The sequence below is a fragment of the Sphingomonas panaciterrae genome, assembly GCF_036890205.1.
Taxonomy (GTDB): Bacteria; Pseudomonadota; Alphaproteobacteria; order Sphingomonadales; family Sphingomonadaceae; genus Sphingomonas; species Sphingomonas panaciterrae.
The window spans coordinates 1-25,113 of the sequence record NZ_JAKNQR010000013.1 but is presented as its reverse complement, the minus strand read 5'-3'; the positions used below and the strand labels follow the sequence as shown (position 1 = coordinate 25,113).

General features: G+C 64.6%; 26 protein-coding genes and 2 pseudogenes. 10 read left to right on the top strand and 18 right to left on the bottom strand.

Annotated features, from left to right (window positions below; translation table 11 throughout):
- Positions 1-40: 40 nt before the first annotated feature.
- The 3 genes from tnpC to tnpA are packed head-to-tail and all read right to left on the bottom strand — an operon-like array spanning position 41 to position 2,332.
- Positions 41-1,564 carry an IS66 family transposase gene (tnpC, locus tag L8F96_RS17200; RefSeq protein ID WP_334656803.1) on the bottom strand — a complete coding sequence of 508 codons (1,524 nt, stop codon included), beginning with the start codon at positions 1,562-1,564 and terminating at the stop codon, positions 41-43.
- A 31-nt stretch (positions 1,565-1,595) separates the two neighbouring features.
- Positions 1,596-1,952 (bottom strand): IS66 family insertion sequence element accessory protein TnpB, encoded by a 357-nt coding sequence (gene tnpB / locus L8F96_RS17195; protein ID WP_334656802.1) that lies wholly within the window; start codon positions 1,950-1,952, stop codon positions 1,596-1,598.
- Positions 1,949-2,332, bottom strand: coding sequence for an IS66-like element accessory protein TnpA (gene tnpA / locus L8F96_RS17190; RefSeq protein ID WP_334656801.1), 384 nt, complete (start codon positions 2,330-2,332; stop codon positions 1,949-1,951). Before tnpA ends, tnpB begins: the two co-directional genes overlap by 4 nt.
- Before the next feature lie 218 nt (positions 2,333-2,550).
- Here tnpA and L8F96_RS17185 point away from each other — a divergent pair, with 218 nt between their 5' ends.
- The 5 genes and pseudogenes from L8F96_RS17185 to L8F96_RS17165 all read left to right on the top strand — a co-directional run bounded on the left by L8F96_RS17185 (position 2,551) and on the right by L8F96_RS17165 (position 4,568).
- Positions 2,551-2,997, top strand: coding sequence for a DUF305 domain-containing protein (locus L8F96_RS17185; RefSeq protein WP_081796470.1), 447 nt, complete (start codon positions 2,551-2,553; stop codon positions 2,995-2,997).
- Between the two features lie 83 nt (positions 2,998-3,080).
- On the top strand, positions 3,081-3,485 hold the full coding sequence (locus tag L8F96_RS17180; RefSeq protein ID WP_007406997.1) for a DUF305 domain-containing protein: 405 nt from the start codon (positions 3,081-3,083) through the stop codon (positions 3,483-3,485).
- 90 nt (positions 3,486-3,575) lie between these two features.
- A pseudogene (locus L8F96_RS17175) lies at positions 3,576-4,099 on the top strand (hypothetical protein); the annotation flags it as partial.
- A 130-nt stretch (positions 4,100-4,229) separates the two neighbouring features.
- A complete protein-coding gene (locus tag L8F96_RS17170) occupies positions 4,230-4,376 on the top strand; it encodes a hypothetical protein (RefSeq protein WP_205499316.1) in 147 nt (48 codons plus the stop codon).
- Positions 4,377-4,415: 39 nt separating this feature from the next.
- The gene (locus L8F96_RS17165) at positions 4,416-4,568 is read left to right on the top strand and encodes a DUF6118 family protein (RefSeq protein ID WP_007407005.1); all 153 of its coding nucleotides are present in this window, start codon (positions 4,416-4,418) and stop codon (positions 4,566-4,568) included.
- A 146-nt stretch (positions 4,569-4,714) separates the two neighbouring features.
- On the opposite strand, the gene L8F96_RS17160 is transcribed toward L8F96_RS17165, so the two are convergent.
- A complete protein-coding gene (locus L8F96_RS17160; protein ID WP_007407007.1) occupies positions 4,715-4,909 on the bottom strand; it encodes a heavy-metal-associated domain-containing protein in 195 nt (64 codons plus the stop codon).
- Positions 4,910-5,043: 134 nt separating this feature from the next.
- On the opposite strand from L8F96_RS17160, the gene L8F96_RS17155 reads away from it, so the two are divergent.
- The 3 genes from L8F96_RS17155 (at position 5,044) to L8F96_RS18680 (ending at position 8,382) form a co-directional block, all read left to right on the top strand.
- On the top strand, positions 5,044-7,497 hold the full coding sequence (locus tag L8F96_RS17155) for a heavy metal translocating P-type ATPase (protein ID WP_334656800.1): 2,454 nt from the start codon (positions 5,044-5,046) through the stop codon (positions 7,495-7,497).
- 11 nt (positions 7,498-7,508) lie between these two features.
- The gene (gene cueR, locus L8F96_RS17150) at positions 7,509-7,937 is read left to right on the top strand and encodes a Cu(I)-responsive transcriptional regulator (RefSeq protein WP_086486002.1); all 429 of its coding nucleotides are present in this window, start codon (positions 7,509-7,511) and stop codon (positions 7,935-7,937) included.
- Positions 7,938-8,034: 97 nt separating this feature from the next.
- A complete protein-coding gene (locus L8F96_RS18680; RefSeq protein WP_465250266.1) occupies positions 8,035-8,382 on the top strand; it encodes a four-helix bundle copper-binding protein in 348 nt (115 codons plus the stop codon).
- A 127-nt stretch (positions 8,383-8,509) separates the two neighbouring features.
- On the opposite strand, the gene L8F96_RS17140 is transcribed toward L8F96_RS18680, so the two are convergent.
- The 6 genes from L8F96_RS17140 to copC all read right to left on the bottom strand — a co-directional run bounded on the left by L8F96_RS17140 (position 8,510) and on the right by copC (position 16,672).
- Positions 8,510-10,462, bottom strand: coding sequence for a cytochrome c/FTR1 family iron permease (locus tag L8F96_RS17140; RefSeq protein ID WP_334656798.1), 1,953 nt, complete (start codon positions 10,460-10,462; stop codon positions 8,510-8,512).
- A gap of 551 nt (positions 10,463-11,013) precedes the next feature.
- Entirely contained in the window at positions 11,014-11,874 is an 861-nt protein-coding gene (ygiD, locus tag L8F96_RS17135) for a 4,5-DOPA-extradiol-dioxygenase (protein ID WP_300397218.1), read from the bottom strand.
- Complete coding sequence (locus tag L8F96_RS17130) at positions 11,871-12,290, bottom strand: DoxX family protein (RefSeq protein WP_037487156.1); 420 nt, start codon at positions 12,288-12,290, stop codon at positions 11,871-11,873. Before L8F96_RS17130 ends, ygiD begins: the two co-directional genes overlap by 4 nt.
- A 13-nt stretch (positions 12,291-12,303) precedes the next feature.
- A complete protein-coding gene (locus L8F96_RS17125; protein WP_237702559.1) occupies positions 12,304-15,009 on the bottom strand; it encodes a vitamin K epoxide reductase family protein in 2,706 nt (901 codons plus the stop codon).
- A gap of 228 nt (positions 15,010-15,237) precedes the next feature.
- Positions 15,238-16,164, bottom strand: coding sequence for a copper homeostasis membrane protein CopD (copD, locus tag L8F96_RS17120; RefSeq protein ID WP_004212957.1), 927 nt, complete (start codon positions 16,162-16,164; stop codon positions 15,238-15,240).
- Between the two features lie 4 nt (positions 16,165-16,168).
- A complete protein-coding gene (gene copC, locus L8F96_RS17115) occupies positions 16,169-16,672 on the bottom strand; it encodes a copper homeostasis periplasmic binding protein CopC (RefSeq protein WP_417159007.1) in 504 nt (167 codons plus the stop codon).
- Between the two features lie 88 nt (positions 16,673-16,760).
- Between copC and L8F96_RS17110 the strand changes: the two genes are divergently transcribed.
- Both L8F96_RS17110 and L8F96_RS17105 read left to right on the top strand, forming a co-directional pair.
- Entirely contained in the window at positions 16,761-17,744 is a 984-nt protein-coding gene (locus L8F96_RS17110; protein WP_223308235.1) for an NAD(P)/FAD-dependent oxidoreductase, read from the top strand.
- Between the two features lie 24 nt (positions 17,745-17,768).
- Positions 17,769-17,894: pseudogene (locus L8F96_RS17105) on the top strand (DUF305 domain-containing protein); the annotation flags it as partial.
- Between the two features lie 212 nt (positions 17,895-18,106).
- Here L8F96_RS17105 and L8F96_RS17100 read toward each other — a convergent pair.
- The 8 genes from L8F96_RS17100 to L8F96_RS17065 all read right to left on the bottom strand — a co-directional run bounded on the left by L8F96_RS17100 (position 18,107) and on the right by L8F96_RS17065 (position 24,622).
- A complete protein-coding gene (locus L8F96_RS17100) occupies positions 18,107-18,607 on the bottom strand; it encodes a DUF2231 domain-containing protein (RefSeq protein WP_334656797.1) in 501 nt (166 codons plus the stop codon).
- Positions 18,608-18,974: 367 nt separating this feature from the next.
- Positions 18,975-19,424, bottom strand: coding sequence for a DUF411 domain-containing protein (locus L8F96_RS17095; RefSeq protein WP_046407136.1), 450 nt, complete (start codon positions 19,422-19,424; stop codon positions 18,975-18,977).
- Positions 19,425-19,485: 61 nt separating this feature from the next.
- Positions 19,486-19,869 (bottom strand): DUF305 domain-containing protein, encoded by a 384-nt coding sequence (locus tag L8F96_RS17090; protein WP_030541567.1) that lies wholly within the window; start codon positions 19,867-19,869, stop codon positions 19,486-19,488.
- 47 nt (positions 19,870-19,916) lie between these two features.
- Positions 19,917-21,230 carry a copper resistance protein B gene (locus L8F96_RS17085; protein ID WP_007407010.1) on the bottom strand — a complete coding sequence of 438 codons (1,314 nt, stop codon included), beginning with the start codon at positions 21,228-21,230 and terminating at the stop codon, positions 19,917-19,919.
- On the bottom strand, positions 21,220-23,226 hold the full coding sequence (locus L8F96_RS17080; protein ID WP_030541566.1) for a copper resistance system multicopper oxidase: 2,007 nt from the start codon (positions 23,224-23,226) through the stop codon (positions 21,220-21,222). Before L8F96_RS17080 ends, L8F96_RS17085 begins: the two co-directional genes overlap by 11 nt.
- A 96-nt stretch (positions 23,227-23,322) precedes the next feature.
- The gene (locus L8F96_RS17075) at positions 23,323-23,895 is read right to left on the bottom strand and encodes an RNA polymerase sigma factor (RefSeq protein ID WP_046407140.1); all 573 of its coding nucleotides are present in this window, start codon (positions 23,893-23,895) and stop codon (positions 23,323-23,325) included.
- Positions 23,892-24,311, bottom strand: a complete 420-nt coding sequence (locus tag L8F96_RS17070) for a periplasmic heavy metal sensor (protein ID WP_046407154.1) — start codon at positions 24,309-24,311, stop codon at positions 23,892-23,894. Before L8F96_RS17070 ends, L8F96_RS17075 begins: the two co-directional genes overlap by 4 nt.
- Positions 24,312-24,331: 20 nt before the next feature.
- Positions 24,332-24,622, bottom strand: a complete 291-nt coding sequence (locus L8F96_RS17065; RefSeq protein WP_231729974.1) for a hypothetical protein — start codon at positions 24,620-24,622, stop codon at positions 24,332-24,334.
- Between the last annotated feature and the right edge of the window lie 491 nt (positions 24,623-25,113).

The following is a 25,113-nucleotide window of genomic DNA, read 5'->3' as shown; positions in this document are numbered from 1 at the left end:
ATCATCCACTGACTGTTATGGATGCGCGTAAGCGCTGTGCTCAGGCCACGGCGGTCCAAGGCATGAGTTCACCGACGGCGTTGGCCGGATGACCCGCTGCGAGCCTGGAGAGGGTCTCGGCGAGCCAGGCATGCGGGTTGATGCCTGAGATCTTGCAGTTCTCGATCAGCGTGGCGATGACCGCCCAGTTGTCGCCGCCTTCGTCAGAGCCTGCAAAGAGCGCGTTTTTGCGGTTGAGGGCCAGCGGACGGATTGATCGCTCGACGGTGTTGGAATCCAGCTCGACGCGGCCGTCATCGAGGAACAGCGACAGCCCGGACCAGCGGGTGAGCGCGTAGCGGATGGCATCGGCGAGCTTGCTCTTGGCGCTAGCCTGACGAAGTCGTGCCTCGAGGTAGATGTGCAGGTCATCCACGATGACGCGGGCCTGTTCGGCGCGCACGGTGCGGCGCTGCTCCGCCGAAGTGCCGCGAACCTCTTCCTCGATCGCGTAGAGCATTGCGATCCGGCGCAGCACCTCGGTCGCGACCGGCGAGCTGTCGGCCAGTTCGTAGAACTTGCGCCGCACGTGCGCCCAGCAGAAGGCCAGGCTCACTTGCTGTCGGCGCTTGGCCAGAGCAGCGTAGCCGCCAAAGCCATCGACCTGCAGGATGCCGACGAAGTCACCGAGATGGGCTTCGGCCCGCTCACCCTTGCGGTCAGCGGCATAGACGTAGGCCATCATCGGCGGATCTTCGCCTCCCCATGGTCGATCGTCGCGAACATAGGCCCAGAGCTGGCCCGTCTTGGTCCGACCACGGCCTGGATCGAGCACCGGTGCCGTGGTTTCATCGGCGAACAGCCGCCCGGATCGTCGCAATCGCTCGAGGATGTGATCGCGCAAGGGGCGCAGATACCAGGCTGCCCGGCCGACCCAGTCCGCCAGGGTCGAGCGGTCGAGCTGGACACCTTGCCGCGCGTAGATCTGGGCCTGCCGGTATAACGGCAGATGATCGGCGTACTTGGCGACCAGCACCTGCGCGATCAGCGCCTCGGTGGGGATGCCGCCCTCGACGATCCGCGCCGGAGCCGGTGCCTGGACGATCGCGCCCTCGCATGACCGGCAGCCATAGCGCGGACGGCGCGTGACCAGGACGCGGAAGGTGGTGGGCACCACGTCAAGACGCTCAGCCACGTCTTCACCGATCTGGTGGAGCGCGCCGCCGCAGCAGGGGCAGGCCTTATCCTCGACATCGACGACCTGCTCGATCCGCTCGAGATGGGCCGGCAACGAGCCGCGGTTGACCTTGCGCGGGCGATCCGCCGATGCCCGGCTCGCATTGTCCACGGCGTGCTGGGCCTGGGCCAAGGCCATCTCGACCTCTTCCAGGGCAAGCTCGAACTGATCGGGGTCGAGTTGCTCGGAACGGCGGCCAAACCGGTGCCGCTGCAGGGCCTCGATGATCGCCTTCAGGCGTTCAACCTCGGCCTGGAAAACCTTCAGAACATCAAGCTCACGGGCCTGCTCGAGGACGAGCGCGCGGAGCGCTTCGACGTCGTTGGGGAGATCCGCTTCCATGAGCATGGAAGGAGTGAATCAGTAGGAGGAGCCATCGTCAACCGGCAATCTGCGGGGCGATCGGGCGGCGTCCGCCATGCACACGGCGCCAGTCCAGACCCTCGAGCAAGGCGCCCAACTGCGCCGCCGTCAGGCGCATCACGCCGTCCTGGATGGCCGGCCACTTGAACCCGCTGGATTCCAGCCTCTTGGCCATCAGACACAGCCCTGTGCCATCCCACCAGACGAGCTTGATCCGATCACTGCGCTTGGCCCGGAACACGTAGATTACGCCAGAATAAGGATCACCGCCGTACTCGACACCGACCAGCGCGGCCAACGCGTCGGGTCCCTTGCGGAAATCGACCGGGTCCGTGGCCACCATGACCTTGGCACCTGCGCCGGGTCCGATCATCGGGTAACCCGGAGCGCTTCGATCACCGCGGCAATCACCCCGGCATCGGCGCCGCGGCTGATCTTCACCGCAACGCCGTCGATCTCCAGTTCCACTGCGCTCGCCTTCGAGCGCCGTCGCTTCTTCGGCCGCTGGATCGCAGGCGTGAACTCCTCCGCGGCAACGGCATCGACGACGGCGGGAACAAAAGCCGGCACAGCCGCGCCCTGACTCTCCAACTGCTTGCGGAGCTGCCGGCGCCAGGTGAACAGCTGCGACGGGCTCATACCATGCCGCCGCGCAACCGAGCAGACCGTCTCCTGCCCGGAAAAGCTCTCGGCCAGGATCGAAGCCTTGACCTCTGGCGGCCAATCCCGCCGCCGCCCCACGCCAGTGAACACTTCGAAGCGGGTTACCCGGCTAGTGCCAGCATCATCACATGGCATCGTCATAGCACCAGCGCCCTCCATCCGATCAGGGCGCTGAGACTCGGCGCTGTGCTTCAGCCCCGCAAGGTGGGGGGGCGGCCTCGCTTACGGATGCGCTAGCCTGTCCGGCGACGCGCGACACGGCGCGGCGCACTTATGCGGGCGGGCGGCATCAACACGGGAGAGTAGCGATGATGAAGAACGCATATGTGAGCTTGGCGGTGCAGACCGTCGTCAGCGGCATCATCATGTATTTCGTTATGTTCGTGATGATCGACAGTTTAGGCAGCTTCTACAACAACCTGAATATGTTCTATATGACGCTGATGATGGTCGCGCCGATGGTAGTCGCGATGATCCTCGCCATGCGCCATATGTTTCCTTCCAGGGCGGCGAACAGCGCACTAATTATCGGCTCGATCGCGGTCTTCCTCGGCAGCTACGCGCTGATCCGGACGCAGACGACGATCGGAGACCGGGCGTTCACGCGGTCGATGATTCCGCATCACTCGGGCGCGATCCTGATGTGCCAAGAGGCGTCGCTCCGTGATCCCGAGTTGAAAGCGCTATGCGGCGAAATCATCAAGGGGCAGCGCCGCGAGATCGATCAGATGAAGGCCATTCTTCCCCGGCTTTGAACCGAAGCGCGACTGATAGGACAAGCCACCCAACGATTATCGCTTCGGCGGATGAGGGGGGCGCGCTTCCGGCGCGTAGAAAATTGACACGACCCGAGGAGATCGAGCTGCGTATTGTACCCGTGCTGGCGACCCTTGCCTTGCTCGCTACCCCGGCCCTAGCCCAGCAGGCGGGGCATCAGGGCATGAACCATCAAGGCATGGATCATTCCAAGATGATGCAGCCAACCGCGGCCAACCCCTACGGCCCGGCCGAGATGGACATGCACCAGAAGATGATGGCGGCGAAGGGAGCCGATGCCGGCGAGACGTGGATTCGCAAGATGATCGAGCATCACCGCGGTGCGGTCGCGATGTCGCAGATCGCGCTTCGCAGTTCCCAGAATGCAGAGGTCCGGGGCGAGGCGCAGAAAGCCATCACAAGCCAGAACCGCGAAATCGCGACCCTGAATGCGATGCTCCGCAAAATGGGCAAGCCTGCTCAATAACCGCATGGTCCCGCTCCAATCGGACGGGACCGCCAACGATGCTTCGACCAAGATCTGTATGCGCTACCTGATCGCCGCGCTGGTGCTGGGCGTTCGTCGGACGACCTTGGCGGCGACGTGACGGTGAAGGCCGAGCGGGGGACACGCCAGTTCGCGACCGGCGACCGCATCATGTTCCTTCGCAACGAACGGGGCATGGGGGTCAAGAACGGCACGCTCGCCCGATCGAGCGGGTATCGCCCGAGGGCATGGCGGTGCGCCTCGATGACGGGCGCGGTGTCGCGTTCGACACCAAGGATTATGCCCATGTCGATCATGGCTATGCCGCCACCATCCATAAATCGCAGGGGGTGACGGTCGATCGCGCCCCTGTCNGGATTATGCCCATGTCGATCATGGCTATGCCGCCACCATCCATAAATCGCAGGGGGTGACGGTCGATCGCGCCCCTGTCCTCGCCACCCCCGGCATGGACCGGCACAGCGCCTATGTCGGCATGTCGCGGCATCGCGACGACGTGCATCTCCATTACGGCCGCGCGACTTCGCCGACCAGCGCCAGCTCGTCCGCGCCCTGTCGCGCGACCGGGGCAAGGGACATGGCGGGCGACCATGCCCGGCCCGAGCAGGACCAGGCCCGCGCGTTCGACCGGTTGCGTGCCGCGATAGAAGGTCAGGACCGTGAGCTGGCATTGCTACGCCGTGCCGTGGAGGGCTTGGCGGCCGAGCGCGCCGCGCGATCAACGTGCCCGACTACAGCAAGGCGCTTGGCGTGCTTCAGCAGGGCGTGGACACGGCGACCGGCCGCATCGACCATGTTGTCCATATTCTTTCCAAAGCCCCGGTCATGGCGATGACGCCCAAGCAGATGGCGCAGCGCATCGCGGCGTGAACGCTCGGCCTACCACGTTGGGAAGCAGGGCAGCGCCTAATGCAGAGCGCCAGCCCGACCGCGTTCCGTGGGATCGTCGCGGCCGACAGAATCGTGACGGTTAATCGCGAAGCGATTGAAAGGTGCGTAGAAGCTGCTGCGAAAGCCCGTGAGACGGTGCGATGCACCGTCAAGGTCGCGCCCGCCCCATAAAGTAACAACGCGGACTTTTGAGGCTTCAGCCGGTGTCATGACCGTTTCAGGCCGGTGCACTTATGATCGCGAGGCGGGCGCGTGCGGATCAACGCACAATCCTTTTACGCGCCCGCCCCGAAAGCCCTCAGGCAAAATAGGGCTCTCTATTGCGTCACCGCGAAGCCGGCCTTCTCTATGGCCCGCTTGAGTTGCTGTACATCGGCCGTCGAGTTTACCGAAACGGTCTTGCTCGCCAAGTCGACGTTGACGACGGCCTTGGCATCGACGCGCTGAAGCGCGCTGGTCACACCGCGCGCACAGCCTCCGCAGGTCATTCCCTGAACTTTGAAATCGATCATCTTCGTTCTTCCATGAGGTGGATGAAGCAGATGTGGGGTTTGACACTGTGTCAGGGTCAAGGGGTGTATTTAGCTGTTGACCTTGACACGATGTGAGGGACCATAAGGCCGTCGACTCAGTAGTGGAGACGACCATGAGCGCCCCGGCGCAGCTGCCAATGCAGACACAGGCGAGAAGCGAAGACAGGCTGTCGCTGGCCATCGATGGCATGACCTGCGCGACGTGTGTCGGGCGGGTGGAGCGCGCCATCGCCGGGGTGCCGGGCGTCGCCGGCGTCTCGGTCAATCTCGCGACGGAGCGCGCGAATGTCGAGTTCGTCGATGGACGATCCGATGTCGCTGCCGTAGCCGATGCGGTTCTTGCGGCGGGCTACACCCCGTTGACGCAAACGACCGAGTTGACGATCACGGGCATGACCTGCGCCTCATGTGTCGGCCGGGTCGAGAAGGCGCTGCTGAAAGTGCCCGGCGTCCGCTCCGCGAGTGTCAACCTGGCAGCCGAGACGGCGCGGATCGAAACGGTGGGTGGCGTCCCCACTTATGTCTTGGTCGAGGCCGTCGAAAGCGCTGGTTACACCGCATTCGCGCGCACCGGATCGGCGGAGGCGGAACGAAGCGCCGAGGACGCCCGCCGCGACGCAGCCGCAACAAGAGAGCTCCGCCACGTGCTGATCGCCGCGGCGCTGTCGCTGCCGCTGGTCGTTCCGATGCTGCTGGCCCCGTTCGGTATCGAGGTGGCGGTGCCGGGCTGGATCCAGCTGCTGCTCGCGACGCCCGTGCAGTTCTGGCTGGGCGCGCGCTTCTATCGCGCGGGTTGGAAGGCCGCGCGCGCCCGAACCGGCAACATGGACCTGTTGGTCGCGATCGGCACATCGGCCGCCTACGGGCTCAGCCTCTACCAGCTGCTGTTCGCGCCGATGCACGGCATGGACGCGCACTATTACTTCGAGGCTTCGGCCGTCGTCATCACCCTTATCCTGCTCGGCAAGTGGCTCGAAGGCCGCGCCAAGCGCCAGACCGGAGAGGCGATCCGCGCGCTGATGGCGCTGCGACCCGACCAGGCGCGCGTCGTCGGCGCCGACGGCAGCGAACGAGAGGTTGCCCTGGCGGAGGTGCGCTCGGGTGACCGCGTCCGCGTCCGGCCCGGGGAGCGCATCCCTGTCGATGGACGACTGATCGAGGGAGCGACCCATGTCGATGAGTCCATGCTCACCGGAGAAAGCCTTCCGGTCGCCAAGGTCGCTGGGGACCCAGTGACCGGCGGATCGATCAACGCCGACGGCCTCATTCTGGTAGAGACGACGGCGGTGGGGGCTGAGACCACCCTCGCCCGCATCGTGCGCCTGGTCGAAAGCGCGCAAGGTGCCAAGGCACCGATCCAGCGTTTGGTCGACAAAGTCAGCGCCGTGTTCGTCCCAATCGTCCTCGTCATAGCCGCGCTTACCCTCGCCGGATGGCTGATCGCCGGTGCGGGAGTGGAAGTCGCGATCCTGAATGCGGTCGCGGTGCTCGTCATCGCCTGCCCGTGCGCGCTCGGGTTGGCCACGCCGACCGCGATTATGGCCGGCACCGGCGTTGCCGCGCGGGCCGGTGTCCTCATCAAGGATGCCGAGGCGCTGGAGACCGCGCACCGCATCAACGTCGTCGCGTTCGACAAGACCGGCACGCTGACCGAAGGCAAGCCGTCGCTGCTGGCTGGACTGCCCGCTGACGGGGTCGAACGGACCGAACTGATCGAGCTCGCCGCGGCGCTTCAGGCCGGAAGCGAGCATCCGCTCGCGCGGGCCGTCTTGGCGTGGGCCAGCTCGGAAGATGTCAAACCCGCCCGCGCCGACGGCATGCGCGGCCTGCCAGGTCGCGGCGTCGCTGCAGCCGTCAACGGCCGCGACCTGATCCTCGGCAGCACGCGCTTGATGGAAGACGAAGGGATCGCGATGACGCCGCTGGCTACTGAGGCCGCCAGGCTGGAAGCCGAGGGACGGACGGTCTCCTGGGTCGCGGAGCGCGCGCCCGAACGCCGCCTCCTCGGCCTTCTGGCGTTCGGCGACGAGGTGAAGGCTTCCGCCGCGGCTGCCGTGGCGGCGCTGCATGGCCGCGGCATACGCAGCGTGATGCTTACCGGAGACAATGCGGGAAGCGCCCGCGCAGCGGCCGGCAAGCTCGGCATCGACGACTTCGTCGCCAATGTCCTGCCGGAAGGAAAGTCGGATGCAGTGGCGGCGTTGCGGGCCGAGGACCGCACGGTCGCCATGGTCGGCGACGGCGTCAACGACGCTCCTGCCCTGGCTGCAGCGGACGTCGGCATCGCCATGTCGACCGGCACTGATGTCGCCATGCACGCAGCGGGCATCACGCTGATGCGGGGCGATCCACGCCTTGTGGCGGACGCGATCGACATCTCGAAGCGGACCTATGCCAAGATCCGTCAGGGGCTGTTCTGGGCGTTCATCTACAATCTGGTCGGCATTCCGTTGGCAGCGCTCGGATATCTGAGCCCGGTGATCGCGGGCGCGGCGATGGCGCTGTCGAGCGTCAGTGTCGTCGCCAATGCTCTGACGCTTCGCCGTTGGCGTCCAACGGCGGCTTGAGGAGGCGACAAGTGAACATAGGACAGGCCGCGAGCTCTTCGGGGGTCAGCCAGCGGATGATCCGCCATTATGAGGCGATCGGCCTCATCCCCAAGGCCGCGCGGCGTGATTCCGGCTACCGCGATTATGACGAACGCGAGGTGCACATGCTACGCTTCATCGGGCGCGCCCGCGATCTCGGCTTCCCAATTTCCGAGATCGGCCAGCTCGTCGCGCTGTGGCAGGACGGCGACCGGGCGAGTGGTGAGGTCAAGGCCCTCGCGCTTGCACGAGCCGCGGAGATGGAGCGCAAGGAGCAAGAGCTCCGCGCGATGCGCAAGTCGCTAGAAGATCTGGCGCGTCGCTGCGCGGGCGGAGATCGGCCGGATTGCCCGATCCTGGACGATCTTGGGATCGGAGTGGAACATGTGAGTCTCCGTTGTGCGAAAGAAAAGGGTTGACCTTGGACGATGGTCCGAGCCGCAAGGACGATGAAGTCCCGACCCCGGCGAGGGAAAGCGCCAAGAACCGCGTATATACAAGGGGAGGGGGGCGCATATGGAAGGAAAGACAATGCATCAGATCGAACCCGATATGAAGGCGTGCATGGACGCCTGCCACGAATGCCACATCACCTGCCTTCACATGGCGATGAATCACTGCCTGGAGGCAGGCGGCCGGCACGCAGAGCCCCAGCACATGAAGCTGATGCTGGACTGTGCTCAGATTTGCAGTGTCGCGATCGACTTCATGGCGCGCAAGTCCGAGCACCACCGGCATATCTGCCGCGAGTGCGCCGAGATTTGCCGGGCGTGCGCGTCGAGCTGCGAAGGGCTGGACGGCATGGAGGATTGCGTCGCCGCGTGTCGCAAGTGCGCCGACGCTTGCGACAAGATGGCCGCGTAAATGGCCCGAGGGCGGCGCTTTCCCCGCCGCCCTCCCGTTACATTGCGAGCCAAGGCGCGTGAGACGGTGCGATGCACGGTCAGGGTTGGCAGCAACGCTTTAGAGAGGGGCGTCACCTGCCCTGCCGCTAGGCTAGCGGCCCGCCCGTCCGCGGCTTGGCGCGGCGGTTCCAGGCAAACCCGATCACGATCGCGGCAAGCATCAGGAGTTGTGCCAGCACCGACTGCAATGTCGGGAACAGGCCCAACATCGAGATACGTGGCACGCTGGCGAGCGGCATTATGTCGATGATCCCCGCCTCTTGGAGGGCAGCGACTCCCTTACCGGCCAGCACGACCGTCAGAGCGGCCATCAGCCACGAGCTGTAGCGGAAGAACTGCGTAATCGGCAGCGTCCGGCTGTAGCGGAGCATTGCCCAGGCGATGACGGCGAGAAGGCTGATCGCTGCGCCGGCCCCGGCCAGCAGCATCGCGGTGTTACCCTGTGTCGAAAGCGCGGCGTAGAAAAGGATCGTCTCGAATACCTCCCGATAAACCACCAGGAATGCGAGCCCGAACAGGAACCATCCCGACCCGCCCGATAGCGCCCGTGACATTTTCTCACGGATATAGCGTTGCCATTGATCGGCTTGCGCCTTGCCGTGCATCCAGATTCCGACCGAGAGCAGAACCACGGCCGCGAACAGCGAGCCGAACCCTTCCGTCAACTCCCGGCTCGCGCCGCTTATACCGATCGCATAGGTGGCGACCGCCCAGGTAATCCCGCCGGCTACTAGCGCCCCGATCCAACCGCTATGGACATAGCGCAAGGCTTCTGGCCGTTCCGCCTTGCGGAGGAACGCGATCATGGCGACCACGATCAAAAGAGCTTCTAGCCCCTCGCGCAGCAGGATCGTGAAGGCCCCCAAGAAGGTGGACGCCTGCGTCGCGGCGTCGGGCGCGAGCGCCGCCTCGGCATCATCGAACAAGCCGCCCAGCACTGCCACTCGTTCGGCCACATCATCGGCCGACGTGCTGCTCTCCACAGCGGCGCGATATTCTCCCATCGCGCCTTCGATCCTGGACATGAGCGTCGGGTCGCGCGCCGAGAGCGTCGGTTCGATCGGCTCGAACCCGTCGAGATAGGCGGACAGCGCCAGTTCCTTTGCGCCGCGCCGGTCGCCGCGCTGGAACGCGGCGAGGCTTTGCGCAAGCTTGGCGCGCGCCACGGCGAGCGGGCTTGGGGCTTGTTGCATCACCTGATCGGGGTGGCGGCGCAGATAGGCGAGCACTGCGTCGGCTTCCGCCTGCCCGATGCTGCCCGCAAGCGCGGCGGGGGTGAGCGCGACCAGGGTTTTCAGATCGGGAATTTGTGCCCGCAAGCTCGCGTCCGACTTCCACAGGCGTTCGCCTTCGACCGCTTGCGCATCGGTCGAGGCAAAGCTACCGGCGCGGAACGCCAGCGCCCAGCGTTGATCGTTCGGCAAATCGGCAAAGCTCTGCATCGCGGTTCCGTCGATACCTTGGCTTATCACCTGATAGAGCGCGAACACGCTGCGCTGACGCGCTCGCTCGGCATCGGTGAACGCGATCGGCGGGGTGGCGAGCTTGGCGGCATCCGGCCCATGCCCGTCGCCGGTGATCCCGTGGCAAGACGCGCAGCTTTGCGCAAACAACCGCGACCCCGTAGCGAGGTCCGGTGCTTTGCCAAGGGCAAGTGGCACCGGATAGGTTCGGAGCAGATCGGCGGCGAGTCCGTGCGCGAGCGCCGCAACCTCTTTGGGTGAGCCCTTGCGGGCAATCACGCTTTGAAGCTGCGAAGCCTGCTGGATCAGGGATTGCCGCTCAGGTGTCGCAGGGAGCGCGCGCAGGCGGGTGGACACGCCTGCGGCGAACTCGTTCATCTCTGCGTATTCGGACGCGCTTGTGACCGCGCCGTTGGCGACCGCACCGCCATAATCGACCGCCATATAGTCGAGCAGACGCCAAGCAGTTTGAACATCGCGGGTATCGGCCATCGCCGCAGCGGGAATCAACAGCAGCATAAGCGACGCGACCAGCGCGAGTGCTGGCTTAATCAGCGAGACCAGAGGTGACGGCATATGGGTGACCGATTCCAAGCTTCACTCGTCGCGGACTATGCGAACGACTCCCATTAGCAGCGTTGGGCGGCGTGCGCGATCACCAAGGCAGCGGATGATGAACATCGCGTCGGAGAGCTGGCGGCCCGTCGTCGCCGGCGACAAGATCGTGACCGCGAACCGGGACAAGATTGAAGGGTGTAGGAAAGCGGCGACGAAAGCACGCGAGGCGGTGCGGGTTGCGCCCGCCACCGCTATCGACTGCGCTCGGTTGAACCATCGTCAGTTGCGCTGGAAGTCACCTTCGCAACATCCTGGCCTATCTCGACATGCCGACGCTGGGGCAGTCGGAAGCGTTCATTCAGTGGAAGGAGGGTCTGGTCGACGAGGCTGGCAACATCGGTCCGGGAAGCCGCGACTTTCTGCAAGGGTGGATGGACAGGTTCGTCGCTTTGGTCGAGCGCCACGCATGAGCACAGACGAGCGCTCAATTGTCACCAGGCCGCAGGCAACCTCTCGCCGCACGTTCGCCGCTGCCTCGCGAGAAACCGGCACGTCTATAAGTTGAGCGGTCAGATATTCGTCTGATCGGCGGGAACGTCGCGCGGCAGCGTCGCGGCGTCCTCTGCGTCCGTATCGACCGGCAGCTTCGCGCCGAGCGCGTGGCATGTCATGGAAATCGCCCCCATCGAATAGCCGCGCACGATCGCCTCCGGCCGGGCGTCCTCCGCGGCCGCCAGGCCTGCCAGGTAGAGGAGCGGTACGAAGTGGTCGGGCGTAGGCACGGCGCGCGCGTAGTCGGGATGCTCGCGCACCTTCAGTATGTCGCCTGGCGCGTCGGCGAGCTGCGCTACCACGGCGTCGTCGAACCGCTCTGCCCAATCGAATGCGGCGTTAGGCTGGTCCCATTGGACTTGTCGCAGGTTATGGACGACATTGCCGCTGGCGAGGATCGCCACGCCGCTGTCGCGCAACGCGGCGAGCCGCGCGGCGAGGTCCACATGGTATTCGAGCGGGCGCAGCGCGTTGATCGAGAGTTGCACCACGGGCACGTCGGCTTGTGGGTAGAGGTGCGCGAGCACGGACCAGGTACCGTGATCCAGCCCCCACTGGTCGCGATCGAGGCCGACCCACTCCGGCTTGACTACTTCCGCAATCTCTTGCGCCACGTCCGGCGCGCCGGGTGCGGGATAGTCGAAGTCGAAAAGCGCCTGCGGGAAGCCGTAAAAGTCGTGGATTGTCCGCGGCCTCGACATGGCGGTCACGGCCGTCGCGCCGAAGTACCAGTGGGCAGAGACGACCAGCAGCGCGCGGGGGCGGGGCAGCGTGCGCCCGAGGGACTTCCAAGCATCGGTGAAGCCGTTCCGCTCCAGCGTGTTCATCGGGCTGCCGTGGCCGATGAACAGTGCAGGCATCCGCGCCGCGGCCATCATACCCCTTCCCCGCGACGCTGGCGGGAAGCGTCCAGGCTCCAAGGTCCCGGGCCGGCGAAGACGAGATAGAGGAATACGAAGCAGTAGAGGATCGCCGCATCGCCGCCGTTGTTGACTGGAAACGCGTTCTGCGGCGCGTGCGCTATCCAGTAGGCGACGGCCATCGTGCCCGAAGCCAGGAACGCCGCCGGACGGGTAAACAGGCCTAACGCGATCAGGAGCCCGGCCGCCAGCTCGATCAAGCCCGAGTATGCTCCAGGGTTGTCGAAAGCGAGGCCAGTGCCTGCGGCTTGACCGGGCGGGAACGACAGGAACTTCTGCGTTCCGTGCTCAAGGAAAATGAGCCCAGCAACGATCCGTAGGACACTTAGCATTTTCGGTGCCCAGAGGTGCAATCGTTGATCGTTCATGGCCATCACCGCTCCCTATTCAGATCACGTACTTGTCCCAGCTTGCATAATGCTCGGCGCTGCGCTTCCCCCTCGGAAAGCTGAGGCCGATGAGCGCAATGCCCGCTACGACCGAGGCTACGGCACCAAGGTGACCAACGCCGTCCAGGAGGAAAGGCGCTGCCACGAGCCAGGCCCCGAACGCGATGTTGATCAGCCGCAGCGCGCGGGCAACTTCTGCGGTGGCGATGATCGCGACCGTGATGACCAGCGCACCCACAACGTGATCGCTGTTCGCCATACCGCCTTCCGTGCCGAACAGTATTCGGGTCAGCATCAGCAGGACGCCGATGACGATGCTCGCAGTCAGCGTCCATGGCAGGGTCAGTCCCTTCTTTGCGTCCGCCCAGAAGGTGCTTGGCGAGGCCATCGCGTCCGACGCGTCCACCGCTCCCGCCTCTATCGCGTCACCCTGGAAGAAGGTGCGGATCAGCGGTTTGCCTTGCCGGCGCGCCCAGAGAAGGAACTGACCCATCGCAATCACCTCGTCGAGCGCGAAGGGGATCATGATCAGCATGGCGAGCGCGGCGATCAGCGCCAGCGTGCTCCATGTGCCGATGACGATGGGCTGACTGATGATGAAATAGATGCTGATGACGCCGAGCGGGATGACAAGGATGCCGAAGAAGGTCACCATCCACGGCATGGTCCGCCAGCGGTCGCGGGTGCCCATTACCGCCATCAGGATCTCGAGGACATAGCTGACCGTGCCGAGCCCACCATCGGGAATCGGCCAGGCCTTGGACATGTCCGAGGTGATGATCTCCTCGGTGCCGTTGCGTGGATCGCTCAGGGAGCCGGCGAAAAACGGCTCCCAAACGCCGTCAATATGCCCCAGTTGGTAGGCGGTGAGGATGCGCGAGGTGAGAAGGCCGATCAGACCCATGGCGACGATCGGCAGCCGCTGTGCGTCGGTGGATGGCGAATAGGTCCAGCCGGGCGGGATGTTCTTGGGGTCCATCATGCCCGCCATGCTCATGCCCGGCATCATCGGCACGAGCACCGACAGGGCGATCACGGCCGAGCCGATGAGCAGGTTGTTGTTGTACTGAGCGGCGCTCGGGCTCCAGAAGATCAGCGGGGCGAAGAACAGCCAGATGCCGACGAACGCGACCGCCCACTGCGCCCATGTCTTGGTGCGCGGAACGAGCGACAGCGCGCCGAACAGCACGATGGCGAGGCCGCTGACGACATCGCTGATGGCCAGCGCGTTCGCCCGCCACTCGATCGACGGCAGCCCGCGATCAATAGTTACGAAGCGCGCCGCCTCGCCGACACTGTGAGTGGTCACGGAGTCGTAGATAAGCGGGCTGGAGGCGAGCCACAGCCCAAGACCGATGTTTGCGTAAAGAGCCCAGCGCGCACGGCGCTCGTCGCGGTCCATTATGGCCATGTGATCGCCGTGTGCACCGTGACCGGTCATCGCCATGTCCGCCGCGCCAGGTCGGTGCCCCATGGCAGCATGGTCCATGCTGCTATGGTCCGCAGCCCCGTGATCCATGTCGGCCATTCCACCGCCTGCCGCTGCGGGTTGTTGGCCCGGCGCTACAGGTTCGGCCTTTAGCTTATCGTGCCAGGCAACCAGATTCTCGTTAAGCTTGTTGTTCCGATACCAGGCCCGCGGGTGGCGCTTCAGCGCGGCGACGATCGTCGGCAGTGTGTCCCGGAGGCGATGCTTCGGTTCCCAACCGAGCAGCAAGCGGGCGCGTGAAATATCGAGGATATAGTGGTCGTTGCTGCTGTCGATCATCCAGGGCTGGATGAAGTCGTCGCTGCCGAGCGCTTCGTTCTGCAGGATGATCCCGGCTTTCGCGAGCGGCTGCGGAATCCGGATCGTCTTCCAGCCCTCGCCGTGGAGCGCCTCGCCGACGATGTCCTGGATCTCGGCATAGCCGGGTGCGTCGGGCTCGCCGATGAGCAGCGGCAGTTCTGACGGCAGTTCGTGCCGCCGATCGACCAGACGCAGCACGGCGTCAGCCAAGTCGTCGCGGTGCACCGATGACTGCGCCGCACACAGCATGCCGGGATAAAAATGCGAAATCAGGCGGTGCTCGTAAATCTGCGATATCTGCTGCGCGAGAAAAGCCGAGCGTCCGTCGTCGTCGTAAACTCCGGCGGCGCGCATATAAACGACGGGGATGTTTCCGTGGCGCTCATGCAGCAATGTCTCGGCGTCGACCTTGGACTGCGGATAGGCCCAGGACGCGCCGATCGGCGAGTCCTCGTTGATGCGCTCGTCGGGTGTGGGGGTCGGCTTATGAACGAGCATCGTGCTGGCGAAGACGAATTGTCCGACTTCGAACGATTGCAGCCCGTCAATCAGCCGGCGGGTGCCCTGCACGGTGACCTTGTCGTAGAGCGGATTGGGGTCACCCGTGATATCATAATAGGCGGCGAGGTGGATCACCGAGGCGATGCGGTTGCCGTACCGTGCGCGCACCTCGTCAAGCGCAACTCGGACCGCTTCGTCTGACCCGAGGTCTATGTCGATCGCCGCCGCGGGCGGCGGTGGGTCGGGAGGGCCGGCGCGATCAAGGCCGACGACCGTGTAGCGCTCGCCGAGCTGGGCAATCAGCGCTGCGGCGATAAAACCGCTCGCACCCGTGATGAGGACGACTTCGCCACCCTGGCCGCTGCCGGCTTCACTGCGTTTGCCATCGGTCATGACTTTGCCACCCTTGTTCATTCATCTCTGAAAACACTGACAGGCCCACCCGGACCAACCCTCTCGCACGCCCAGCTTTGCAGCGCGACGCGGCCTTCCCGCAAGCGCCTGTGGGCGACTTAGGGCGTCGGACACGTAAGCTCAGTCCAAGCGGGGGGTGTCTTGGGAGGCGAGGGTTAAGCCGCGTAAGTGGGTAAAAGAAGGTGGAAGGCCTGAGCGGCGCTTGCGTGGACGGTTGGTCCATAGCGCTTACATGCCCGACGCGGGTGGCGCGAGGGTGCCTAGCCATGCCACGAGCGCCAGGATGCCGATCACGCAGGCTGTCTCGACCGCAAGGCTGACCCGCAGCGCCGTAAGCGCCCCGCCATGGTCGTTCATGGCAATCGAGCGCTCGAAGGCCGGCGTGAGGCGGAACCGATTGAGCGAAGCGAGCCCCAGCATCGCTGCGAACAAAACCAGCTTGGCGAGCAGCAGCAGGCCGTAGAGCGTCGTCCCCAAGGCCGCGAAATTGGCTGGGCCGACGAGCAGCCAGCTGTTGATCAAGCCGGTGACCACCAGGGTAACAACCACGAGCGTGCCGACGGCGCCGAACCCATGCAGGGCGCGATGGGTCAGCCGAAGGTGCGCGGCATCGATCTCCTCGGTGCGACGCGTCAACAGGAGAAGCAATCCGAACAGCGCGCCGACCCATATACCGCCTCCCAAGAGGTGGAGGATGTCCGCACCGAGGTGAAGCCATCCGGTGCTTCCCTCGTCCATGGCGCCGTGCCCGTTCCACGCGAGTGTCGCCAATGCCGCGGCGGCGGCAATCATGGCGATAGCCAGCCACGATGCTCTGCCTCGCGCCAGCAGGGCTGCACCGACGGCGATGACCAGCGCCACCATACGCACCTTCCAGGCGGTGCCAACCGGTGGCCCCCCGAGCAGCGCGGCCACCGCTGCCTGGTCGATCGGCCAGAATGCAGAACCGGCCATCGCCGAGGCCATAAGGATCAGGCCAACGGCTGAGAGCAGCAACCCGAGCGCTGCGCTTGCCGTGAGCCAAGGCCGCAGCGCGATGGCATCATCGCGCTCGCCAAGACGAAGACCATAGAGGCTGAAGGCCGACAGGCCGAACAGCGCCGCCAGGACCAGGTATAACGCCAAGCGGATGGCGACGGTCGGCCAGTCGAGCATTCGCTCACTTCACCGTGAAGTTGTAGCTGCCGGTGATTTTGTGTGTATCGCTAGAGACGACCTGCCAGCCGACGCTGTAGCGCCCACGCGGGAGGCGCTGCTTCGGGGTGATGGTGAGCGTCCGGCCATCGGCGCCGACTGCGGCGCTGCTGGGCATTTTCATGGCCGCCATGCCCGGCATCGCTGCCATGGTAAGGTCGGCCTTGGAGAAAGCCGGCACGAGTTTCTCGCTGAACTGAAGGCTGATCTTCTCGGGGGTCGCGACGGCCGCGTTGGCGGCGGGGCTGGAGGACACCAGCTTCGGGTGCGCGTTCGCCACGCCGCCTGCGAAGAATAAGGCCGCGGCGGCAGTCGTGATGAACAAGCGACGCATCAGGGTAATCTCCATTTCGATTGGGTTCACCTGTATTACGCAGCCGGGCGGGTCACCCCTCACGATCTTTTTCGTGCCGACGCACCGCTCTCGATGAGGGGCCGGCGGTGGCGGCGCGTATTCAGAAGGGAGCATGGGGCGCTTTTCACCGCGTCTCCTCTCGAGACAAACTGTGGCCGCGGGCCTGGACGGGCGCATGCGCGGGGTAATGATGAGGTTGCGATTGACCGATCAAGGCTGGACGGGCGACCCCGAGGAGGTCATCGACTGTCTGATTGTGGGCGGCGGTCCAGCGGGCCTCATGACCGCGATCTATCTGTCGCGGTTTCTCAGGAGCTGCGTCGTCTATGACGCGGCGGCAGGGCGCGTCGCCTCCATCCCGCACTCGCGCAACCTGCCAGGATTTCCCGGAGGCATTTCCGGCGTCGCGTTTCTTGCGCGATTGCAGGCTCAGCTGCGCGAATATGGCGGTACGGTCCAGAGCGGTGAGATCGACGCAATTGTCGCCTTAGGCGACCACTTCTCGGCAACCTGCGAACTGAACATCTTGCGCGCGCGGACCGTTGTCCTCGCGACCGGTGTCCTCAACCGGCGTCCCGAGATGCCCGATGCGATGCATGACATCGGCGTGGCGCGTGGGCTTCTCCGCTATTGTCCGATCTGCGATGGTTATGAGGCCCGGCGGATGAACGTGGCGGTGCTCGGCGGCAGTGGTCATGGCGCTGAAGAAGCTGAATTCCTGAGGGCTTATGGGGCCAAGGTCACGCTTCTGGCTGAGCGCTCGCTCGATCTCGGGCCGACCGAACTTGCCAAGCTGAACCAGCAGGGCATCGATGTCGCCCCCTCGCCTGTCGAGCAGCTGCGTCTTGGCGACTGTGTCGAGGTGCGGTTGGCCAATGGCCTGGAGCTGCAATTCGACACGCTTTACCCTGCGCTCGGCTCGTCGCCTCGGACGCGGCTTGCCACTTTGCTGGGCGCGAAGCTCAGCAAATTAGGGTGCGTGCTGACCGATGCCCACCAACAAACCTCGGTTGATGGCGTGTACGCAGTCGGCGACGTAGTAGAAGGGCTCGATCAGATCAGCGTCGCAGCCGGGCAAGCGGCAATCGCTGCGACTGCAATCCATAATCTGTTGCGCGACCGCGACAGCGGATTGTGGTCCGCCATCGCCGGGCTGTATCCCGCTCGGAGCGTACCGCCGACGTAGTGGGAGCCACTGGCGGTGCACCGAGCGAAAGCCGCCAACAAAGCGCTGATCGCCGGCTCGCTTGTCATCTTCTTCGGCTGCTTCGCGCTTATTCGTATCCACACGACGATCGGCGACACGGCCTTCCTCCGTTCGATGATCCCGCACCACGATCCCGAGGCTTGCGCGGGAGTGCATCGAGACAGTGTGCTATTACCAGCGTCGGGGGTTGCTCGACACGCCCTAGCGGGGCCGGGCTCGCCGGCGGCATCCGACGCTATGCTTGAAAAGGCCTACGGCACGAAGGTCGGCGCTGCCGCATTTCGTCGCATTCTCCTTCGCAGCGCGCCAACACGCGACCGGCTACTAAGCGTCGGGGCCCCTCAGAACGCCAAGTGGTTTATTCCGCCGTGCATGAAGGTTCCGCCGAGGAACCCCTGGATTGAGATCGCGAGTGTCATCAGGCCAAGCACCGCCCAGTACAACGACCGCGACCGCTCGGGACCCTTGCGGTGGCGCGCTGCCATCCAAGCCAGCGCGACGCCGAAGACCGCGATCGATGTCCCGAGCCAGCGATGCGTCATCAGGATAGGGTTGCGGTCGGTCAGGTAGAACCCGCCTGCGAACCAGCCCAGGAACGCCGCCACGATCGCTCCCAGCGCGCCGACGACCAGCATTATGTGTGCGACATGCTGATAATCCCGGTTGCGGCGCCACAACCCGAACAGCTCCACCCCGAACGCACCGATGAACAGGCCGATGGGAAAATGAATGACCATGGTATGCACCCGCCCCAGCCAGCTCACAAGCCGTTCGCCGAAAGTCTTGTTCTTGTTGGCGGTCTCCTCGTGCATGCCGCCCATGTTCATGTCCACGGTCGACATAGAGCCCATGCCCATGTGGCCGTCGCCAGCGTCCGCCCCATCTGCTTTCTGCGTCTCGGCTGCGCTGCTAGCGGCCGGCCCGGGACCGGCCCCGAGCGCATCGTGATCTTCGTGCGCCGATGCCGACGTGCTTACTGAGATTGCAACCGCAAGGAGTAGAGCGAAAGCCCCGCCTCGTTTACCGCCCATCACCCAACCCCTTGAACCGTGTTGTTTCAATCCAGTTTACGCACGCCGCGCCTTCTTCCCTCACCTGCCCAGCTTCCTTTGTGAAACTTTCCGTCTGCTCTTCAAGACGGACTGGACGCCACAGCTACGCTGGCTGCGGCGACCGCGTCATGCCACTCCGCCAAAAAACATCGGCCGATCAGCTGCCGTGGCGGGCGAACAGGCGGCGGCCGCTGGGACCAAAGGCGACCACGTCATAGGCTTGCGCCTTGACGCCCGGCACTTCCATTCCTGGCGAGCCGAACGGCATGCCGCCGACCGCGAGGCCTCGCACGCCCTTGGGCCGGGTCGAAAGAGCCCGCTTCATGTCGGCGATCGGCACGTGGCCCTCGAAAGCGATGCCATCGGCGATTGCGGTGTGGCAGGACGAGACGTCCGCGGGAACGCCCGCGCGCTTCTGCAGCGCCGGGCGGTTGGGATCATCGACGACGCGCACCTGACGGCCGAGCTGCTGCTGCACCTGCGCCGCCCACTTGGCGCAACAGCCGCAGCCGGGGTCGCGGTGCATAACGATCGGGGTAGCCGCGCTGGCGGCAACCGGAACCAACAAGGCTGCGGCAGTAAGCGCAAATCGCAACGCTGACTTCATGGAAAAATCTCCTTGGTCGTTCCTCCCGTCTCCTCGCTGGGGGCGGGAGGAACGAGGCTTATTACTGAGGACGCTTGCCCATCGACCGGAGCATCGCCTGGAGTTCACCGATGCTCTTGTTCTGCTCGGCAATCGATTTCTGGGCCATTTGCCGGGTCTTCGCATCGGGCGACTCCCGGAGAACGATCTGCGACATGGCGATCGCACCGCGGTGATGCTCGATCATCTTGCGGACCCACGTCTCGCTCGCATTAGCGCCCTTGGCCTTCATCATCTTTTCGTGCATCGCCATTTCGGCGGGCATGAAAGGCGTGTTCATGCCAGGCATGTTGTCGTGGTTCATGCCTTGCATTTTCGAATGGTCCATGCCCTGCATCTGCTGCTGAGCCAAAGCGGGGCTCGCCGACGTCGCGGCCAGAGCCAGAAGTGTTACTGTCTTGAACATCGACTTCTCCTTCTTGACCTCAGCCAACCCGACAAGACTAGTCGGCCTCAAAACCATGTGCGAATGCCCAGAACGAGGCTGGTGGATATCGCATCCTCGCCATCCTCGCGTGCAAAACGAGCAGAACGGCCCACTCTGCGCTCGTACGAAACACCTATATAGGGGGCGAACTCTCGCTTCACCTCGTAGCGCAGCCGCAAGCCAAGCTCGATATCCGACAAGCCCGAACCGATCCGGTCTGCCGGAACGTCCTGCGCCGCAAACTCAGCTTCGACACGAGGCTGGAGAATCAGCCGCTGGGTGATGCGCTGATCGTAATAGCCTTCAACGCGGCCCAGCACGTCTCCCTTGCTAGACAAGAACAGTGCGCCCTCGACATCGAAGAAACCCGGAGCCAGGCTCTCAAAACCGACTGTCGCGTAAACACGCGAGGGATTAGGCTTGAAGTCGTACCGGATCCCTGCCTGAAAATCGGTATAGGGTCCGATTGCCCGTGCGTAGAGCGCCTGCAGCTCCGCCCTTTCCAAGCTTCTCCCAAAGTTCCCTTCGCCCTCGGTTTTAAGAACCAGACGATTAACGTCGCCACCGTACCAGGCGCTGCCATCCCAACGATAAGCATCGCGACCATCCCGGATCTGGACTTCAGCCAGGTTGAATATGACCTGCGAGAAATTCTGCCCGCCGTGCATCGACCGCAGATGCTGCTGCGAATGCGCCATGGCAGCGGCAGAGTAGACCTGGTCCGCGGCACGATCCGTCGGAATGGGGGGCGGCGGAGCGGTGCCGGCCTGCAGGTTGGTGCCGATCATCGCCGCGCCCGTGCCTGAGGGCATGCTTCCCATGTCGTGTCCCGGCATGCCTTGCATCGCGCCCGAACTCTGGCCCATTCCCGGCATCGATCCATGGTCCATGCCTTGCCTGGTGCTTGGCTGGCCGGAGGCGGCACCGCCGGAGGCACTTGGCATGGCCGACATGTCGTGCGCGGTATTGGGGTTGGGGTTGGCTCCAGGCGTATTCATGCCCGGCATGGTCGTCATGTCATGACCGGCGTGAGGATCGGCAACGATCGTTGCAGGGGCCGGAGGCTTGGCGGGCTGATTCGCAGCGGGCTTGGCCCCCGATCCCGTTTTCGCGGGCGGTGTCGATCTAGCGGCGGGCTTTGGGGACGCTTTGCGCGCGACGGGCTTGGTCGCTGCGGGCTTCTTGGCGGCCGGCTTTTTAGCGGCCGGCTTTTTCACCGCTGGCGTATTTGACGGCGGCATCTTCATGCCCGGCATATTGGAATGGTCCATCTGCGCGGCCACCGGACTTGCGAGGCCAAGTGCCGCGCCGCCAGCGATCAAGAGGAACTTAGGCTGCATCGCGGTTCTCCTCGCCCATCGGGCGAACCGTCACGACACGCATCATCCCCGCGGTCATGTGATAAAGATTGTGGCAGTGGAACGCCCAGTCGCCGGGCGCATCGGCCGTTACGTCGAATGTCATCTTACCGCCGGGCGCCACATTCACCGTGTGCTTGCGAGGCGCGAAGTCGCCATGTCCGGTCACCAGCTCGAAGAAGTGGCCGTGCAAATGAATTGGGTGCGGCATCATCGTGTCATTGACCAGGGTGACGCGCGCGCGCTCGTCCTTGCGGAACGGGATGGGGTCGGCAGGGTCGCTCATCTTCTGGCCGTCAAAGCCCCACATGTAGCGCTCCATATTGCCCGTCAGGTGGATCTCCAACTGACGCGACGGGGCGCGAACGTCCGGGTTGCGGTCGAGCGCGACAAGATCGCGATAAGTGAGCACGCGATGATCCGCGTCCTCCAGCCCCTGCGGCGGCTCGCCCGTGCGGTCCTTCGGCATCGGCGAGATGGTCTGCACTCCCGGCCCCATCTTGACGCCGGGCGCGTTCTTGGGGTTGCGCATGTTCATGTCCATGCTGCCGCCTGACCCATGATCCATCCCGGCCATGCCGCCGCTGCTCATCTGACCATGGTCCATGCCCGCCATCCCGGCAGCGCCCGCCGCCATTTGGCTATGGTCCATCCCTGGCATAGCGCCGCTCATCTGGTCGCCCCCCATCCCAGCCATGCCGGCCATCGCAGCGCCTACCGCCTTCGTTCCGTGATCGGTGGGCTCTTTCCACCCGGTGAGCTTCCACAGGTTGCGCGAGGCATTCTGCATCAACGTGGGATCCGGCCCGCGCTTTGCGACCGGGTTCTCGTCCGCCATACCGGACATCCCCTCCATCCCGCTCATGTCCATGCCCATGTCGGTCATGGTCAGCAACGTGCGCGGGCGGAGCGGCGGGACCGGGGCGATCATGCCCTCGCGCGGGGCCAGTGTCGCGCGCCCCATGCCGGATCGGTCGATCGCCTCGGAAACGAAGCTGTAGGCGCGGTCCTCGGGCGTCACGATCACGTCGAAGGTTTCCGCGACGCCGATCTGGAATTCGTCCACGGTTACCGGCCGGACGTTCTGGCCGTCGGCCTGCACCACCGTCATCGGCAAGTCAGGGATGCGCACGTTGAAGTTGGTTTGCGCCGCAGCATTGACGATGCGCAGCCGAACCCGCTCGCCCGGTCGGAAGAGGCCCGTCCAGTTGTCGTAAGGGCCAAAGCCATTGACGAGGAAGGTGTAGGTCGACCCCGTAACATCCGCAATATCGGCCGGGTCCATGCGCATCTTGCCCCATTCCATCCGATCCTTGAGGCGCATCTCGCGGCCGGCGAGCAGCCCGCTCAGCGTCGGGCGCTGATAGTTGAAATAGGCGCCGCCCATCTGCTTGAGCTTGCGGAAAATTTCCTCGCCCGTCATTTCGCTATGGTCGGAGAGGACGATCACATGCTCGCGGTCGAACGCGATCGGGTCGGCACCGGCCGGATCAATCACGATGGGTCCGTAGAGCCCTGCCTGCTCCTGTTCGCCCGAATGGCTGTGATACCAGTAGGTGCCCGACTGCAAGATCGGGAATTCGTATACGAAGGTCGAACGCGCCTTGATGCCAGGGAAGCTGATGCCGGGCACGCCGTCCATTTGGAACGGCAGAATGAGCCCGTGCCAGTGAATCGAGCTATCCTCGTCGAGATTGTTGGTCACTGCGAGACGGACGTTCTGGCCCTCCTGGAGGCGGACGAGCGGTGCGGGCACGGTGCCGTTGACGCCGATTGCCGGCGTCGTGATCCCGTCCATGACGAGCTTCATCCTGTCGATCGTCAGCGCGATGTTTGTGCCCGACACGGTCGGCAGGGGCCTGGCGATGCCGCGCGACACAGGTTGCGCCCAAGCCGGCAGGTAGGCCGACATGGCCAGCGTGCCGCCAAGCATGGCGGTTCCGCGCATTACGTCGCGCCGGTTTAGATTGCGGCTCATGCCTTTCCTTCGCTCCAGTTCAATGCTTGCGGCCGGCGGCGGGGGGGGGAGGGCCGCCGACCTTACCTTTCACTACGCGCGAACCGGCCCATCCCCTCACACTAAGTCGAGATTTTTCGACAATCTTTCACGCGCGCGCCGGAGTCGCATCTCCACGGCCTTGCCGCTGATCCCCAGCGCGGCCGCGGTCTCCCCCTGGGACAGTCCTTCCACGGTCCGCAGCAAAAGCGTCTCCTTGAGCGTGGCCGGCAGCTCGGACACCGCGCGCGAAAGCCGCGCAAGCTCTGCGCGATCGAAGGTTACCGCGTCGGCACCTGGCGCCTCGTCCCGCCCACTCTCCATGGTCTCGGGCGGCAGCGAAGAGGCGAACGATAGTATCTGGCGTATGCGCCGCCGCCTGTGCCAGTCGCGGCTCTTGTTGATCGCCACGCGGGTCAGCCACGCAGCGAGCGGTCGCTCTCCGTCATACTTTCGCAAGTTCTGAAAGGCGGCCACGAAGCATTCCTGAGTGAGGTCAAGCGCCTCTTCGGCGTCGCCGATATGCGAGCGGATCAGGCGGTAGACCGGTTTTTGGTGCCGCCGCATGATCTCAGCGAACGCAGCCTGACGTCCGCCGAGCGTCAAGGCGGCGAGTTCGCCGTCCGTGCAGGCCGCGAGATCGAGGCTCACCGCGCGTCTGCGGTCAGCGCCTTCACCACCGCGCGGTCGAACGCCGTCGTCTGATCCGGCCGCAGGATCTGCCGCATCGCGAACATATGGTTCAACGTCTCCTTTTGGAGCTCACCCATCGCGCCGTGCGAACGATCGACGGCCGCCGCGACCTGCGGCCCGTTACCATGTTCGGCCTCGATGGCGGCGGCGAGCCGGGCGTTGTCGGCTCTGAGCTCCAGCTCCAAGGCACGCCTTCGAACGGCGAAGTGAGACTCCAGCGCCTGGAGCTTAGTCCGTTGAGCTTCGTCTAGCTCGAGCCCGTCGTGGAGCAAGCTGTGAAGCTCAACGCCCGGGCTTGGCGGGGACGGGAACAACTCACGTCCAGCCCAAACGCCTGCGACCGCCGCCACGAACGCGATGATGGCGATCAGCATCGCCCTCCGGGCGCCGCTCGTCACTGGAACGCGAGCAAGGTCGAAGGCGCTAGCGGCATGGCAGGCCCGAAGGGTGTTAGCGTCGGCACCTGCGCAGTCGCCGCTGTGGACGACAATCCGCCGCCCACCACTCCCAAGGCGACTGCGCCTAGCGCTGCCAGCATGCCGGATCGCAGCGCCACTACGCCACCCGCGCGGCGCTCCGCCGCGATCAGTCGCATGACTTCGCCTTCCAGTTCAGCGAGCCGGGGATCAAGCGGTTGCTCGCCAAGGCGGCGCAACGCGCTGTCTAAATCCATGTCCATGGTCATTCCTCCGCCGTCCTCACATCCATTACGCACGGCCGGCGAACACCCCTCCAATCTGAAGTGAACGAATGCCACACGCCCCTCGGCGCGACTGCGCACTCTTCCATTGCGTCCAATCGCTCGCAGCTGGCTACGCAGCCGACAATCCACGCGTCCCGCTGTTCAAATTCCTTGGCAACTCTGTTTGCAGGCCGAGCGCGCCACTGAGCGGACGCCGCGGCGTTAGAAATAGAGGAGCCGGGCGACACCGGTCGGCACGGCTCTTCCGCTGTTTACAAATGAATGTGCTATCTCTTGGAAACCCTCGATTGCGGGAGGATCGCGCCGATCGCGCCCGAAGCGGCGAGAACGGCCTGTTCAGCTTCCGAAAACAGTCTCTTGTTTCCTTCTCCGAAATCCGACTATGGCGAGTCGAGTTTTCGGAGAAAGTCTTTGCTCGTCGGCTATGCGCGCTGTAAACGCTCGCGCTAAGTGGCGGCATTCTGATCGCGCTA

What these genes read in the sequence shown, in the direction of transcription:
- L8F96_RS17085 (WP_007407010.1), bottom strand. Translation starts at nt 21,230, where the DNA reads ATGCAGCCTAAGTTCCTCTTGATCGCTGGCGGCGCGGCACTTGGCCTC.
- L8F96_RS17080 (WP_030541566.1), bottom strand. Translation starts at nt 23,226, where the DNA reads ATGAGCCGCAATCTAAACCGGCGCGACGTAATGCGCGGAACCGCCATG.
- L8F96_RS17070 (WP_046407154.1), bottom strand. Translation starts at nt 24,311, where the DNA reads ATGCTGATCGCCATCATCGCGTTCGTGGCGGCGGTCGCAGGCGTTTGG.
- L8F96_RS17155 (WP_334656800.1), top strand. Translation starts at nt 5,044, where the DNA reads ATGAGCGCCCCGGCGCAGCTGCCAATGCAGACACAGGCGAGAAGCGAA.
- tnpC (WP_334656803.1), bottom strand. Translation starts at nt 1,564, where the DNA reads ATGCTCATGGAAGCGGATCTCCCCAACGACGTCGAAGCGCTCCGCGCG.
- L8F96_RS17125 (WP_237702559.1), bottom strand. Translation starts at nt 15,009, where the DNA reads ATGAACAAGGGTGGCAAAGTCATGACCGATGGCAAACGCAGTGAAGCC.
- L8F96_RS18680 (WP_465250266.1), top strand. Translation starts at nt 8,035, where the DNA reads ATGGAAGGAAAGACAATGCATCAGATCGAACCCGATATGAAGGCGTGC.
- ygiD (WP_300397218.1), bottom strand. Translation starts at nt 11,874, where the DNA reads ATGATGGCCGCGGCGCGGATGCCTGCACTGTTCATCGGCCACGGCAGC.
- tnpB (WP_334656802.1), bottom strand. Translation starts at nt 1,952, where the DNA reads ATGATCGGACCCGGCGCAGGTGCCAAGGTCATGGTGGCCACGGACCCG.
- L8F96_RS17130 (WP_037487156.1), bottom strand. Translation starts at nt 12,290, where the DNA reads ATGGCCATGAACGATCAACGATTGCACCTCTGGGCACCGAAAATGCTA.
- L8F96_RS17090 (WP_030541567.1), bottom strand. Translation starts at nt 19,869, where the DNA reads ATGTTCAAGACAGTAACACTTCTGGCTCTGGCCGCGACGTCGGCGAGC.
- L8F96_RS17160 (WP_007407007.1), bottom strand. Translation starts at nt 4,909, where the DNA reads ATGATCGATTTCAAAGTTCAGGGAATGACCTGCGGAGGCTGTGCGCGC.
- L8F96_RS17165 (WP_007407005.1), top strand. Translation starts at nt 4,416, where the DNA reads ATGCAGAGCGCCAGCCCGACCGCGTTCCGTGGGATCGTCGCGGCCGAC.
- copC (WP_417159007.1), bottom strand. Translation starts at nt 16,672, where the DNA reads ATGCTCCCTTCTGAATACGCGCCGCCACCGCCGGCCCCTCATCGAGAG.
- copD (WP_004212957.1), bottom strand. Translation starts at nt 16,164, where the DNA reads ATGCTCGACTGGCCGACCGTCGCCATCCGCTTGGCGTTATACCTGGTC.
- L8F96_RS17065 (WP_231729974.1), bottom strand. Translation starts at nt 24,622, where the DNA reads ATGACCATGGACATGGATTTAGACAGCGCGTTGCGCCGCCTTGGCGAG.
- L8F96_RS17185 (WP_081796470.1), top strand. Translation starts at nt 2,551, where the DNA reads ATGATGAAGAACGCATATGTGAGCTTGGCGGTGCAGACCGTCGTCAGC.
- L8F96_RS17095 (WP_046407136.1), bottom strand. Translation starts at nt 19,424, where the DNA reads ATGAAGTCAGCGTTGCGATTTGCGCTTACTGCCGCAGCCTTGTTGGTT.
- L8F96_RS17140 (WP_334656798.1), bottom strand. Translation starts at nt 10,462, where the DNA reads ATGCCGTCACCTCTGGTCTCGCTGATTAAGCCAGCACTCGCGCTGGTC.
- L8F96_RS17100 (WP_334656797.1), bottom strand. Translation starts at nt 18,607, where the DNA reads ATGTCGACCGTGGACATGAACATGGGCGGCATGCACGAGGAGACCGCC.